Source organism: Amycolatopsis alba DSM 44262 (assembly GCF_000384215.1).
GTDB lineage: Bacteria > Actinomycetota > Actinomycetes > Mycobacteriales > Pseudonocardiaceae > Amycolatopsis > Amycolatopsis alba.
On the sequence record NZ_KB913032.1, the window covers coordinates 8200678 to 8215095 of the forward strand.

6 protein-coding genes are annotated in these 14418 nt (G+C 71.1%); all 6 read right to left on the reverse strand.

Going from position 1 to position 14418, the window contains the following annotated elements; genetic code table 11:
* Positions 1-2: 2 nt before the first annotated feature.
* Positions 3-1586 carry an acyl-CoA carboxylase subunit beta gene (locus tag AMYAL_RS0138125; RefSeq protein WP_020636562.1) on the reverse strand — a complete coding sequence of 528 codons (1584 nt, stop codon included), beginning with the start codon at positions 1584-1586 and terminating at the stop codon, positions 3-5.
* A complete protein-coding gene (locus tag AMYAL_RS0138130) occupies positions 1583-7960 on the reverse strand; it encodes a type I polyketide synthase (RefSeq protein WP_020636563.1) in 6378 nt (2125 codons plus the stop codon). The genes AMYAL_RS0138125 and AMYAL_RS0138130 overlap by 4 nt, the downstream gene beginning before the upstream one ends.
* On the reverse strand, positions 7957-9717 hold the full coding sequence (locus tag AMYAL_RS0138135; RefSeq protein WP_026467777.1) for a fatty acyl-AMP ligase: 1761 nt from the start codon (positions 9715-9717) through the stop codon (positions 7957-7959). The genes AMYAL_RS0138130 and AMYAL_RS0138135 overlap by 4 nt, the downstream gene beginning before the upstream one ends.
* A 171-nt stretch (positions 9718-9888) precedes the next feature.
* Complete coding sequence (locus tag AMYAL_RS0138140; RefSeq protein ID WP_020636565.1) at positions 9889-11295, reverse strand: MFS transporter; 1407 nt, start codon at positions 11293-11295, stop codon at positions 9889-9891.
* A gap of 117 nt (positions 11296-11412) precedes the next feature.
* Complete coding sequence (locus AMYAL_RS0138145; protein WP_020636566.1) at positions 11413-12330, reverse strand: helix-turn-helix transcriptional regulator; 918 nt, start codon at positions 12328-12330, stop codon at positions 11413-11415.
* Between the two features lie 211 nt (positions 12331-12541).
* The gene (locus AMYAL_RS0138150) at positions 12542-14329 is read right to left on the reverse strand and encodes an alpha/beta hydrolase (protein WP_020636567.1); all 1788 of its coding nucleotides are present in this window, start codon (positions 14327-14329) and stop codon (positions 12542-12544) included.
* Between the last annotated feature and the right edge of the window lie 89 nt (positions 14330-14418).

The window sequence follows — 14418 nt, forward strand, 5'->3', positions numbered from 1 at the left end:
GTTCACAAAGGGATGTTTCCGTGCTTCTTGGCCGGGAGGGTCTGCCGTTTGGTCCGCAGCGCGCGCAGGGCCTTGGCCACTTGCAGGCGGGTCTGTGACGGCGCGATGACCTGATCGACGTAGCCGCGTTCCGCTGCCAGGTAAGGACTCGAATGCCGTTCGCGGTAGGCCTCGGTCAGCCGTCTTCGCTCGGCGGACCGCTGCTCCGGCGGCATCGCGGCCAGTTCGCGCCGGTGCAGCACCCGGACCGCGCCCTCGGCGCCCATGACCGCGATCTCCGCGGTGGGCCAGGCCAGGTTGACGTCCGCGCCGAGATGTTTCGACCCCATCACCGCGTAGCCGCCGCCGTAGGCCTTGCGGATCACCACGGTCACCTTCGGCACGGTCGCCTCGGCGTAGGCGTAGATCAGTTTGGCGCCGCGGCGGATGATCCCGTGCCGTTCCTGCGTTTCCCCCGGCAGGTAGCCGGGGACGTCGGCGAGGGTCAGGATCGGGATGCTGAAGGCATCGCAGAACCTCACGAACCGCGCGGCTTTCTCCGACGCGTCGATGTCGATCACGCCCGCCTGATGCCGCGGCTGGTTGGCCACGACGCCGACCGTGCGCCCCTCGATCCGGCCGAACGCGCAGATCATGTTGGCCGCGAAGGCGCTGTGCACCTCGGTGAACTCGCCGTCGTCGACGAGGCGGGCGATCACCTCGGTCATGTCGTACGCCTGGTTCAGCGAGTCGGGCACCAGCCGGTCGAGTTCGAGATCGGCGCCGGTGAGATCGGGGGCGGTCCCGTCGGCGTACTCCGGGACAGGGTCGAGGTTGTTGGACGGCAGGTAGCCGAGCAGGGTCTGCACCCAGTCGATCGCGTCGTGTTCGCCGTCGGCCCGGTGGTGCGCGTTCCCGGAGACCTCGCTGTTCACCGCGGCGCCGCCGAGCTGCTGGGCGGTGACCCGCTCGCCGCTGACGGCGTGCACGACGTCCGGCCCGGTGACGAACATATGCGAGGTCTCGTCGACCATCACGGTGAAGTCGGTGATCGCCGGCGAGTAGACCGCGCCGCCCGCACAGGGGCCCATGATCAGCGAGATCTGCGGGATGACGCCGGACGCGAGCGCGTTGCGCCGCCCGAGTTCGGCGTAGTAGGCAAGCGAGACGACGCCTTCCTGGATCCGGGCGCCGCCGGAGTCGTTGATCCCCACGACCGGGCAGCCCAGCGTCATCGCCAGATCCATCACCTTGAGGACCTTCTCGCCGAAGACCTCGCCCATGCTGCCGCCGAACACGGTGAAGTCCTGAGAGAACACGCAGATCTGCCTGCCGTCGACGGTGCCGTGCCCGGTCACCACGCCGTCGCCGTAGGGCCGGTTGGCGTCCATCCCGAACTCGGCGCACCGGTGCCGGGCGAACTGGTCGAGCTCGACGAAGGAGCCAGGGTCCAGCAAGAGGTCGACGCGTTCGCGCGCGGTCAGCTTGCCCTTGGCGTGCTGCCGGTCGACGGCTCGTTTCTCCGCGATGCGGACGGCTTCGTCCTGGCGGGCGGCGAGGTCGGCGATCCGGAACGCCGTCGTCGGGGCGAACGGGAAGTCGGTCATGGCCGCGCCGCCCTCGGTGCCGCGAGCCGCGCCGCCAGTGCTTCGGCGACCACCTCGACGTGCGGCGGGTCGATCATCGACAGGTGATCGCCCGGAACGCGCACGATCTCCAGGTCGGCGCAGAAGGCGTCCCAGCCGAGAGTGTCGTCGGTGCGCAGGTAACGCGGGTCGAGGGTGGTGGTCAGCGGATGTGGTTCCTGCGCCCTCAGCAGCAACACCGGTCCGGCATAGGGTTCCGGTTCGTAGCGTTCGGCCACCCGTGCGTCCACATAGGACTCGTACTGGTGCCGCAGCGCTCCCTGGCCCATCCCCGGCACGCGCGCGGCCAGCCTGCTGATCACCAGCCGGATCTGCTCGTCGTCGCCGAGCCGGACGAGGTCCTCGCGCGGGATGTCCAGCGGGACACCGTAGGTCCGTTCGACATGCTCGGCGAACCGGTCGAACCGGTCCAGCAGGATCTCCTGCGCCGGGATCCCCGGCGCGGGCAACGGCAGGATGCTGTCGATCATGAAGACGAGGTCGACCCGCTCCCCCGCCGCGGTCAACCGCTGTGCCGTCTCGTAGGCGAGGCAGCCGCCGAACGACCAGCCACCCAGCCGGTACGGGCCTTGCGGTTGGATCTCCCGGATCAGCTCGAGGTAGCACTCGGCCTTGCCTTCGACGGTGTCCTCTTCGTCGATCCGTTCGAGCCCGTAGACGGACCTGCCCTCCGGCAGCAGGCGGACGAGTCCTTCGTAGACACTCGTCGGCCCGCCGGCCGGATGGAACAGGAACACCGGATCCGTGCCGCCTTCGCGCAGCGGCCGGACAGGGCAGCCTTCGCGACCCTCGATCCGGTCGCGCAGCAGATCGGCCATCGCGGCGATGGTCGGTGTGGCGAAAAGCCGGTCGGGGACGGGGCCGAGCTCCCCGGCGAACACGGCGCGCAGCCGATCGGCCGCGTCGGCGTCGCCACCGGCGGCGAAGAAGTCGTCGTGAACGCCGGGCTCTTCGCCGCCCAGTTCCGCCTGCCAGTGGCGGGCGACCCAGCGTTCGGCCGGGTCACGGGGCCCGACCACCACGGCCGACGCGGGCTGACGCGGGCCTGTTTCGCCGAATCCGGCCTGGTCGGCGAGATGGTCGGCGAGTTCGGCGAGGCTGGCGCCGCGCAACAGCAGGGGAATCGGCAGGGGCAGGCCGAAGTCGCGTTCCACGACACCCTTGGCGCGCATGGCGGTGAGCGAATCGAGGCCGAGCAAGGTGAGCGAGACATGCCTGTCGAGGTCGTCCGCGGCGAGGCTCAGCATCCCGGCGACCAGCCCGGCCAGGTAGTCGGCCAGCATCTCGCGGGCGGCTTCCGGCAGGACCGCCCGGAGCGCGTCCAAGCCGTCCCAAGTGGACCTTCCGGCCTCCGGTTCTTCCTGCGGCACCAGGATCTCGAAGAACGGCCGCCCGGCAAGACCAGGGAACAGGGCGAGTACGGTCCCGGCGTCGACACGCGCGATCCCGGTCGATCCGCGATCACGGCTCAGCACCGTGCCCATCGCCGCCAGTGCCTCCTCCGTGCCGAGCGGTTCGAGCACCGGGTTGCGGCTGCCGACGGCCGCTCCCGCCTCGCCCCAGGCTCCCCAGCCGATGGTCGCCGCGGGTAATCCGGCGGCCCGGCGCCACGCGACGAGCGCGTCCACCCACGCGTTGGCGGTGGCGTACGCGACCTGACCCGGCGATCCGAACAACGCGGCCGCCGACGAGTACGTCAGCCACCAGTCGGGTTCGTGCCCGGCGGTCGCCTCGTGCAACCGCCACGCGCCCAGCGCTTTCGCCCGCCAGGCGGCCTCCACGGCATCGGCTCCGACGGTGACGGCGGCGCCGTCGGCCAGCACCCCGGCCGCGTGCAGCACGCCACGCAACGGCACACCGCCTTCCGTGGCGGCCGCGACCAGTTCCTCGGCTGTTCCCAGCTCGGCGATGTCGCCCGCGACGACGCGGACATCGGCGCCCAGGTCCGCCAGCATCGGTTCGACCTCGGGTCTCACGCCACGGCGACCGGAAAGGACCAGCCTGGTCGCGCCACGTTTCGCGAGCCAGTCCGCCGCGACCAGGCCGAGGCCGCCCAGTCCACCGGTGATGACGTAAGCACCGTCCCGCACCACGGTTTCGTTCACCGGTTTCCCGAGTTCCGGACGGGCCAGCAGCCGCGTGTACCGGACGCCTTCACGCCAGGCGATCTCGTCGTCCGGCGCGTCCGCGCGGATCTCCGCGACCAGCCTGCCGATCCACAGCCGGGCGGGATCCGGCTCGGCGTCGAAGTCGACCTGGCTCGCCCGCAGCTCGGGATGTTCGAAGGCGAGGACCCGGACCAGTCCGCGCAGCCATGCCTGGCCGGGATCACCGCGCTCACCGGGTTCGATGGCCGACGCACCGGCGCTGACCAGCCACAATCGTGGCGAGGACACCGCTTCGGCCAGTTCGGCGACGACACCGGACAGTGTCGCGACCATCCGCGCCGCCCCCATCGGATCCGAGGTCGGGACACCGACGAGCACACCCGTCACCTCGCGAGAGCGCAGGAGTTCCGCCAGCGCGGCCCGGTCTCCGAGCGGCGCCGTCGCCGTCTCGTCACCGGACTCGGCGAGCCGGTCACGCAACGCCGTCAGCCAGGGCACGTCCTCGTGCAGCACGACCCAGGTGCGGGGGCCCGGTTCCTCCGGCGGCAGCCCGGCCTGCCGCCAGACCGTTTCGAACAGCAGATCCGTCATCGGCACCGGCAGCGCCGACCGCTGGAACCGGCGGCAGTAGACCTCGCGGAACTCGACCAGCACGACGTGGTCGGCGTCGACCAGCTGCACGCCACCGACCAGGCCGTCACCGGAGGGATCGAGCGAGTCGAGCACCGCGTCGACCCGGACACCGCGGCGCGGGTCACCGGCGAGGACGACCTCGCCCAAGGTCAGCGGCAGGAAGACGCCGTCGGCTTCACGCAGCGCGTCCCCGGCCGCCGCGGCCAGCGCGTGCAAGCAGGCGTCGGCGATCACCGGATGCAGGACGTACGCCGGATCATCGGCGGGCAGGATGATCGACGCCGAGGCCCGGCCCTCCGCGGCCAGGACCCCGCTCAGTCCGCGAAAGGCGGGGCCGTAGCTCTGCCCCATCCCGGCGAGCACCTGGTAGAGGTCGACCGGCCGGGTGTCGCCGGAGACGGCGCCGAACGGCACCACCGCCGTGTCGCCTTCGCGGATACGGGCGGTGGCGTGGCGGACCCAGCCGCCGCCCGCGGACCGCGCGTAGACGTCCACTTCGGACGATCCGAGACTGGTCGTCACCTCGGTGTGCGCGGCGAGCGGGAGCACCCGGTGCAGTTCGAGACCGCCGACGCGCAGTTGCCCGCCGGACCGCAGGACCGTCTTGGCCGCCGCGAGCGCCAGTTCGAGGAACCCCGCGGCGGGGAACAGCGGGACCCCCATCGCCGCGTGATCGGCCAGCCAGGGCAGCACCGCCGTCCCGACGTCCGCGCACCACAGATGCCCGTCACCGGTCGGCTGTTCGATGTGGACCCCCAGCAACGGATGCGCGCCACCGGATCCGGGCCGGGCAGCCGGCCGCCGCGGCCAGAACCGTTCGTGGCGCCAGCGCGGACCGGGCAGCTCGACCGGGACCGGGCGAGGACCACGGGCATCGAGCACACCGGGCAGTCCGAGGGTGTGGAGCCGGGCGAGCGTGGTCAGGAACGCCACCCGCTCGTCGATCTTGCGGCTCGCCGACGACAGCGCGAGCGCGCCGGTGCTCTGCTCGATCGCGGCCAGCGCCACCGGATGCGGCGAGATCTCGACGAACACGCCGTATCCGTCGGCGGTCGCCGCGCCCAGCGCCTGACTGAACCGCACGGGACGGCGCAGGTTCGCGGCCCAGTACTCGACATCGAAGACCGGTGACCCTTGTGGATCGTCGAGAACACTGCTGTAGCAAGGAATCTCCGCCGGTCGCGGGGAAAGCCCGTCGAGCTCGGCACGAAGCCGGTCCAGGACGGCGTCGACAGCTCCCGAATGCCCGGCGCCGCCGACCGGCAGCCGTCTCGCCAGCCTGCCGAGGCTCTCGACATGCGAGACCAGCGCTTCGACCTGCTCGGCGCCGCCGCTGACGGTGCACTGGACCGGCGAGGCGTAGACGGCGACGGTGATGCCGGGGAAGTCCGCTTCCAGGTCCGCGAGTTCGGCCGGGGAGAGTTCGACCACCGCCATCGCACCGTCGCCGCTCGCGTCGACCTCCGCGAGCAGCCGGGCCCGCGTGCTCATCACGCGCAGGCCGTCCGCGACGTCCAAGGCCCCCGCGACGACGGCGGCCGCGACCTCGCCCATCGAATGCCCGAGCACCGCGTCCGGGACGACACCGTGCGCGCGCCAGAGCCCGGCGAGGGCGAGTTGCATACCGAAGAGCGCGAGTTGCGTCGCGCCGAGGTCCGGCAGCTCGCTCTCGCCGGAGAACACCTCGTGCAAGGAGAACCCGGCTTCCGCTCGGAACACCGGATCGAGTGCTTCCACCTCGGCACGGAACGCGGGCTCGGTGCGCAGCAGGAGGCGGCCCATGCCGGGCCATTGGGAGCCGTAGCCGGAGAAGACGAACACGACGTCGGGCACGGGCCCGGCTTCGACGGCGGGCATTTCGCGCAGCGCGGCGGCGGCCCGGCCACGGTCCCCGGCCACCACCGCGCCGCGGAACGGCAGGTGATCCCGGCCCCGCGCCAGCGTCGCGGCGACGGCGTCCAGCGGTACCCCGTGGTGTTCTTCGAGCCAGTCCGCCAGATCGGCGGCCCGTTCGCGGAGCACCTCGGGCGAGCGGGCCGACAGCGCGAACACCCGCGGGCCTTCGGTTTCGGTCCCGCGAGCGGGGAACGACGCGGCGGGCCACTCTTCGAGGACGACGTGGGCGTTGGTGCCGCCGAAGCCGAACGCGGAGATCCCGGCGCGCGCGACGCCCGAGTAGCGCGGCCAGTCCGTCGCGGTGCCGACCACTCGCAGGCCCAGACCGGCGAAGTCGATGTGCGGACTCGGTTCGCGATGGTGCGGGGTCCGCGGCAGCCGCCGGTGGACCATCGCGAGGACGACCTTGATCAGCCCGGCGATCCCGGCCGCCCCTTCGAGATGCCCCAGATTCCCCTTGACCGAGCCGATCAGGAGCGGACGGGCGGCTTCGCGGCCGGCGCCGAGCACCTCGCCGAGCGCACCGGCCTCGATCGGATCCCCCAGCGCGGTGCCGGTCCCGTGCGCCTCCACGTAGTCCACGGAGGACGGTTCGATACCCGCCGCCGCGTACGCGTCCCGCAACAGGGCGGCCTGCGCGCCGGGGCTCGGTGCGACGAGACCGTTGGACCGGCCGTCGGAGTTCACCGCGCTGCCGCGGATCACCGCGAGCACCCGGTCCCCCGCCCGGCGGGCGGCCTTCAGCGGTTTGAGCACGACCACCCCGCAGCCCTCACCGCGGGCGATGCCGTCGGCGGCGGCGTCGAACGGTTTGCAGTGCCCGTCCGGGGCCAGCACCCCCGCCCGCCGGAAGGTCGCCGTGACGGCCGGCGTGAGCATCAGGTTGACCCCGGCGGCGAGCGCCGTCGCGCATTCGCCGCGGCGCAGGGTCTGTACCGCCTGGTGGACCGCCACCAGTGAGGACGAACAGGCCGTGTCCAGGGTGAGACTGGGCCCGCGCAGGTCGAACAGGTACGAAAGCCGGTTGGCGGCGATACTCGTCGCGGCCCCGGTGGCGGACCAGACGTCGACGGCGGCGGGGTCGGTCATCGTCAGGTGGCCGTACTCGCCCGCCGAGAGCCCGACGAACACCCCTGTCCGGCTTCCCCGCAGCGTGGACGGCGGGATCCCGGCGTGCTCCAGCGCCGCCCAGGCGACTTCGAGCAGGATCCGCTGCTGGGGGTCCATCGCCTCGGCCTCACCCGGCGCGATGCCGAAGAACTCGGCGTCGAAACCGGCGATGTCGGCCAGGAAGCCGCCACGGCCGGATTCTTCCTCCCAGCGCCCTTTGGGAACGTCGCGGATGCCGTCGCGTCCGGCGTCCAGGAAGCGCCAGTACCGCTCCGGGGAGTCGGCCCCGCCGGGCAGGCGGCAGCCGACGCCGACGATCGCGATCGGTTCTTCCTCATGGCCTGAACCGATCGCGGCGGTAGTTTGTTCCACTGTGGACAGATGATCGGCGAGCGCGGCGATCGTCGGGTACTCCCACACCAGCGTCGGCGCCAGCGGACGGCCGAGGTACCGGCCCAGATCCGCGGCCAGCTCCATCGACTCCCGCGACGAAAGCCCGCTCTCGTGCAGTGGACGATCCGGGTCGGCGGGCAACCCGGTCCGGTCCGCCACCCACGCGGCGAGCCAGGTCCGGAGCTCCGCGGTCATCCCAGCCGCCGCGTGGTCAGCGAGCCGTCCACATAGGACTTCCGGCACAGCGCCCTGCTGATCTTCCCGCTGGAGGTGCGCGGCACCTCTCCTGGCGCCAGGAAGACGACATCGTGCGGGCGCAGGCCATGGGCGGCCGAGACCGCTCGCCGGATCTCCGCGGTCACGACGGCGACGTCGGCCTCGGTCGTCTTGGCCCGCTCCACCACCACGACCGCCGCTTCGCCGTCTTCGCGCTCGATCGCGAAGGCCGCGGCGGAATGCGGCCGGACCGCGGGATGCGTCTCCACGGTCTGTTCGATGTCCTGCGGGTAGTGGTTGCGGCCGTCGACGATGACGAGGTCCTTCAGCCTGCCGGTGATGAACAGCTCGCCGTCGTGGCGCACGCCGAGATCCCCGGTCGCCAGCCAGCCCGCGCCGGAGTCCGGATCGACCGGCGGCAGGCCGAACACGGCCGCGGACACACCGGGCAGCCCCCAGTAGCCCACGCCGACGTTCGGGCCGTTGACCTGGATCTCCCCCACCCGGCCGGGTTCGACCAGCGCGCCGGTGACCGGGTCGGCGATGCGGATCCGCTGCCCTGCCGGGAAACCGCAGGAGACGAGGGTGGTGGCCGCGGTGCCGGGGGCGGCGGTCGTCGCCAGCCCGGCGGCGAGCCGATCACGGTCGAAGGTGACTTGCCGCGGCGCTTTGCCCGCTTCGGTGACGGAGACGAGCACGGTCGCCTCGGCCAGGCCGTAGGAGGAACGGTGGACCTCGGGGCGCAGCCCGCATTCCCCGAAAGCGGCGTGGAACTTCGCGATGGTCGCGGGCAGGACCGGCTCGCTGCCGTTGATCAGCGAGACGACCCGGCTCAGTTCGAGGTAGCTCTTCTCGGCCTCGGTCACACGGGAAGCGGCGTAGGAGTAGGCGAAATTGGGTGCCGCGCTGATCGCGCCGGGACTGGCCGAGAGCGCGCGCAGCCAGCGTGACGGACGTTCGAGGAACGCGAGCGGATCCATCAGGACCGAGGCCGCCCCGGCGGCCATCGGGGCGCCGATGCCGAGGATCAGGCCCATGTCGTGGAACAGCGGCAGCCAGCTGACGGTGGACGTCGTCCCGGTTTCGATCGCATAGGCGTCACAGGCCTGCCGGGCGTTGGTGAGCGCGTTGCGGTGGGTCAGCATCACCCCGGCCGGGGTCCGCGTGGAACCGGACGTGTACTGCAGATACGCCAGTGCGTCCGGTTCCGGTCGCGGCCAGGAACGGTCACCGGCCGCGACCGGAGCAGGGTTGTCGACGGCGAGCACGGCGGGCCGCTCGATCTCCGTTGTGGTGAGGAAACCGGCGACGGCGCCGATTCCTTCGGCGGTCGTGAGCACGACCCGCGGCGCGCAGTCGCCGAGTACGGCGGCCAGCCTGCCCGCGTGCCCTGGAAGATCCGGGGCGAACAGCGGGACCGCGACCAGCCCGGCCCGGATCGCACCGAGGAACGCGACGACGTAGTCGGTGGACTGCCGTGCCAGGATCGCCGCCCGCTCGCCGGGGCAGGCGAAGGTGGCCAGCCGCGTGGCGAGGGCCTCGACACGGTCGTCGAGTTCGCGCCAGGACAGGGTGACCGCCCGGCCGTCCGCGCCGGCGCGATGGTCGAGGTAGGTCACGGCGACCTCGTCGCCGAGCCGTCGCGCCCAGTACTCCAGCAGTGTCGCGAAGGACTCACCGGCGGATGCTTCGTCCTGACCGCGGGCGGCGACGACCGTTTCCGAAATGGTTTCCATGGCCCCTCGTTTGACGACGTGAGCAGGAGCGGGTGAATGCGGAACGGCGCCGTTGCCGAAAGCGGATTCCATTCCGGAGACCGTTCTTTTCCTCTGCCCGGAACTGTATGGATCACAGTCGAAGAGTGTCAATGAAAGGACCGTGAAACGCTCACGGCGGTGCGACCGTGCTCACCGTGAAGAGAGAAAGGGGGCACCCCGCTTGTCACCTCCGGACGAACTTTGCCCCGCACGGGGGTTCAGCAGCCGGAGCGCGAGGAACGCGCCGAGGAGTTCCAGCCCCGCCGCGGTCAGCAGGCCTGCCGTGTAGCCGCCCGCCAGCGCGGCCCTGGCACCTTCGCCGAGCCGTGCCGTGCGTACCACCGCCAGCACGGCCCCGATCAACGCGACACCCAGCGCGCTCGACAGTTCACGGGACGCGGTGAGCAGTCCGGAGGCGGTGCCCGCGTGCCGCTCCGCCACCACCTCCAGCGCGTACGAGGTCAACGGCGTGGTCAGGGCGGATCCCGCCCCGATCAGCACCAGCCCCGGAACCCGTGGCAGGACTTCCGGGACAGGATTGACCGCGGCGACCGCGACCAGGCCGGCGGCCACCGTGGCGAGCCCGGCCGCGACAGTCCGATGTGGACCGAATCGCGGCACCGCCCAGGGCACCAGCGGTGTCGCGGCGACGACCGCGATCGCCACCACGACCAGCGGCAACCCGGCGAGGACCGGTCCGAGTCCGAGGGATTCCTGGTGCAGCAACGGGGTGAAGAAGAACACCCCCGAAACCCCCAGTCCCCACAGCAACTGCACGGTGAGCGCGCCGGTGAAGACCCGCTGACCGGTCAGTTCCACGGGTACCAGCCGTTCGCGCGCGCGTCTTTCCCTGCGCACGAACCAGATCGCGAAACCCGCTCCCGCGATCCCGAACGCCGCGGGCAGCAGCGCGGCGCCCTCGCCCAGTTCCACCACGGCGGCGGTGACCAGGACCATCCCGGTGGTCACCACCAGCATCGATCCGGCGGCGGGCCGCCCCGCCGCCGGATCGCGTCCCGCGACGGCGACCTTGGGCAGCAGGGCGAGCATCACCGCCACGAACGGGAGATTGACGAAAAAGATCCAGCCCCAGCTCAGATACTCGCTCAGCACGCCGCCGAGGGTCGGGCCGAGTGCCAGCGCGACCGCGAGGCAGGCTGTCCACACGGTCGCGCCGACTGCCCGCCCGCGCTCGTCGAGGTTGGTGCGGAGCAGGCTGAGCAGGGCCGGGACGAGGAACGCCGCGGCGGCGCCTTGCAGCACCCGTGCGGAGATGACGAGCCATGCCGTCGTGGCCAGCCCGCCGGCGGCCGCGCCGACGCCGAACGCGAGCAGCCCGGCCCGCAGTGTCGCGGCCTGGCCCCGGCGATCCACCAGTGCGCCCGCGACCGGCAGGAGCCCGGCGAACGGGAGCATGTACCCGATACTCACCCATTGCAGGGCGGGCAGATCGAGCGCGAGATCACGGGCGATGGACGGCGCGCCCGCCGCGACGATCGTGTTGTCGAGGGTGGTGACGAAAGCCCCGAGCGCGATCATGACCAGCGTCCGTACCATTTTCCGCCCTCACGAGTGGTGATTCCGGTTGGCACCGTCCTTACCACTCGCGAATCCTTGCCCCTTACTCAAGTGACAATTTCCTCCGCGCCCTTTGGCAACCGCGGCAGGGGCCGATCAGAGCCAGCCTCGGCGCGACGCCTGCGCTCCCAGCTGGAACCGGGTCTGCGCGCCCAGCAGTTGCTGCAAGCGGCTGATGCGCCGGAGCACCGTGCGTTCGCTGACGCCGAGTTCGCGCGCGATCGCCTCGTCGGTCAGGCCGCCGCTCAGCAACGCGAGCAGTCGGCGGGTGGCGACGGTCGGTTCCTGCGCCGCCTTCGCGTCGTCCGGACCACCGGCCCGGACAGGCACGGCCATCCGCCAGAACGATTCGAACAGCTCGATCAACGCGCTCAGCAGCATCGACGGATGGATCAGCAGCGCCAGCACATCGCCCGCGTCGGAGTTCGGGACGGCGATCAGCGCGCGCCTGCTGTCGGCGATCACCAGCTTCAAGGGCAGCCCTGGGAACACCCTGGCCTGTTCCCCGAGGGCGATACTCGATTGCACCTGGGTGAATCCGTCGTCGTCCTGGAGCACGGACGAGTCGTAGACGACGCGGTAGGCGATGCCGCGCGCCATCGATCCCGGCTGCTCCGTGCTCACCTCGGCTTTGGGGCTCATGTACGACCCTGGGTCCAGCGCGACGATGTCCACACCCGACTGCGTCTGCATGGACTCGAACGTGGCGATCACCTCGTCCCGGCTGCGCAGCACCTCGACGAAGTCCGCGTCCCGGCCGGTGCGCAGGGAGTAGGCGGCGCCGAGCACTTCGGCCGCTTCCCGCGCGCGGACGGCCGCGGCTTCGTGGTGCGCGGCGAACGCCGACAGCGCCGCGCGCGGCGGGCACACCTCGAACCCGGACGTGCCGGCCCGGACCAGGCCGAATCGCTCCAGCTCGACCAGTTCGGCACCGGGCTCGGTCGGCCGTCCGTCCAGCAGTGCCCGGTACAGCTGCTCGGCCTCCACCGAAAGGCCCCGCGACTCGGCGAGCATGACGCTTCTCCTCACCCATCACAGGACCCGCCCATCTGACATCGATGTCAGACGTCGCAGTACCGCTGTTTCCGCTCACTGGTCTTGAGGGGGAAACCGGCGCGCTCGTGCGCCTGAAGCGATAACGAAAGGATCACAGATCCCGGCGGGCACGCCGAAGGGGCTCCCGCGAACCTGATCGGCCCGCGGGAGCCCCTGTTCCCGGCAGCGGCTAGGCGTTGGCGGGCATCCCCTTCTCGTCGGCTTCCGGCGTGGCGGTGCCTTCGAGCAGCTCGCGGACGATCTCGTTCGCCTTGCGCACTTCGGGCGTGATCATCTTGATCTTGATCTTCCCGTCGTGCCCGAGGTTTCCACCGACCTCGATCGTCTTGTCCTCACCGGGCAGGGGCAGGCCCTGGCAGCCGGTGAACTTCTTCTTCGGCGTGAGGCCGGTCTGGAAGTAGGCGACGATCGGGTCGTCGACGCAGTCGGTGTTGTACGGGAAGATCCCGTGGCTGCCTTCGTTGTCGACGCTGATCATCTTGGCGCCCGGCAGTCCGTTCGCGGTGGCGAGCCCGCCCTCGTACGGCGTGGCCGCGTCGAGTTCGGTCTGCGCGATCAGCAGCTTCGGGAACGTCTTCTCCTCCGGCGCAGGCTTGGCGTTGGCGGTCGGCCAGAACGCGCACAGCGGCGCGCCGGACTGGGCCATGATCGGCGCGATGAACGGCGCGTTCACGGTCAGGTCGGCCTGCCAGAAATTCCAGTAGTGCAGGTTCTGGTTCCACTGGCCGTCCTGGCAGCGGATGGCCTCGAACGCCGCGTCCCAGGTCTCGACCTCGGCGCCGCCCTGATAGGAAGCCTTGCGCTCGACCGAGTCCTTCTTCGCGATGGCCTCCAGCGCGTTGCCCTTGGCCTTGGTCAGGAACGCCTTGTTCGCGTCGGTCAGGCCGGGAGTGGCCAGCGCCTTGGCGACGACCTGGTCGAGCTTCTCCACGTCGGTCCCGGTGGGCGCCGGTCCCTTCGCCACCGCGGCCACCATGGAAGCCGCCGACGGGTACTGGGTCGTGTCGTACATCGCCGGGATGATGAACCAGGCGGCGTAGAGCATGCCCGCGAACTCACGGGTGCCGCCTGCCTTCTCCCAGTCGCGGCGGATCTCGAGCGGGTCGGTGCCCGCCTTGTACTTGGCGTCGTTGCGCGCGACGTAGGGCAGCAGCGCCTCCTGGAACTGGCGGTCACGGCTGCGCGGCTGCAGATCCCAGGTCTTCTCCAGGGTCGAGCGGCTCGCGTCGGTCGACGAGTCGAGCAGGAAGCGGTGCGCCTTGCCGGGGAACGTGGTGGCGTACCAGGTGCCGAGCCACGTGCCGTAGGAGTAGCCGATGTAGCTGGTCTTCTTCTCGCCGAGCAGTACCCGGATGAAGTCCATGTCGTACGCGGTCTGCTCGGTGGTGATGAACTTCGTCAGCGGGTTCTTCAGGCACCCTTCGACCTTCGCCCGGCTGATCACGTTCTGATCCGTGCTGTCCGGGACGGTGTAGCTGCAGGTCAGCGGGGTGCTCTGGCCGACACCGCGGGGATCGAAGCCGACGAAGTCGTACTGCGCGGCCAGCACGGGGCTGCGCCTCGCCATCGCGGCGCCCCACGGCAGGCCTTCGCCGCCGGGTCCGCCGGGGTTGACCAGGGCGATGCCCTGCCTGCCGGTGCCGGGGTAGGCGGTCGCGGTCTTGGAGACGCGGACGCCGATGGTGTTGCCGTCCTGCGGGTTGTGCCAGTCACGCGGCATCTGGACCGTGGCGCAGGCGAGGCCCTTGACCTTCTTCAGTTCGGCTTCCGTCGCCGGGGCGACGGAAGGGAACGAGCACTCGCCCCACGCCACGGCCTGCTTGGTCAGCGCGCCCGCGAGCGCCGCGGTGTCCGGGTCGGCCTTGGCCGCGGGTGCCGCACCCGCGGCCGGAGCCAGCACCAGGCCCGAAGCCAGGAAGGCGCCGGCGATCAGGGCCGCCGTGCCCCTCCGCGTCATTCTCGTACTACTGATCACCATGATCCCTTTCGAAAGGAGCCCCCCGACGTCCGTACGAGAAGTAAAGACCGGTGATCAGCTTTCCTGCA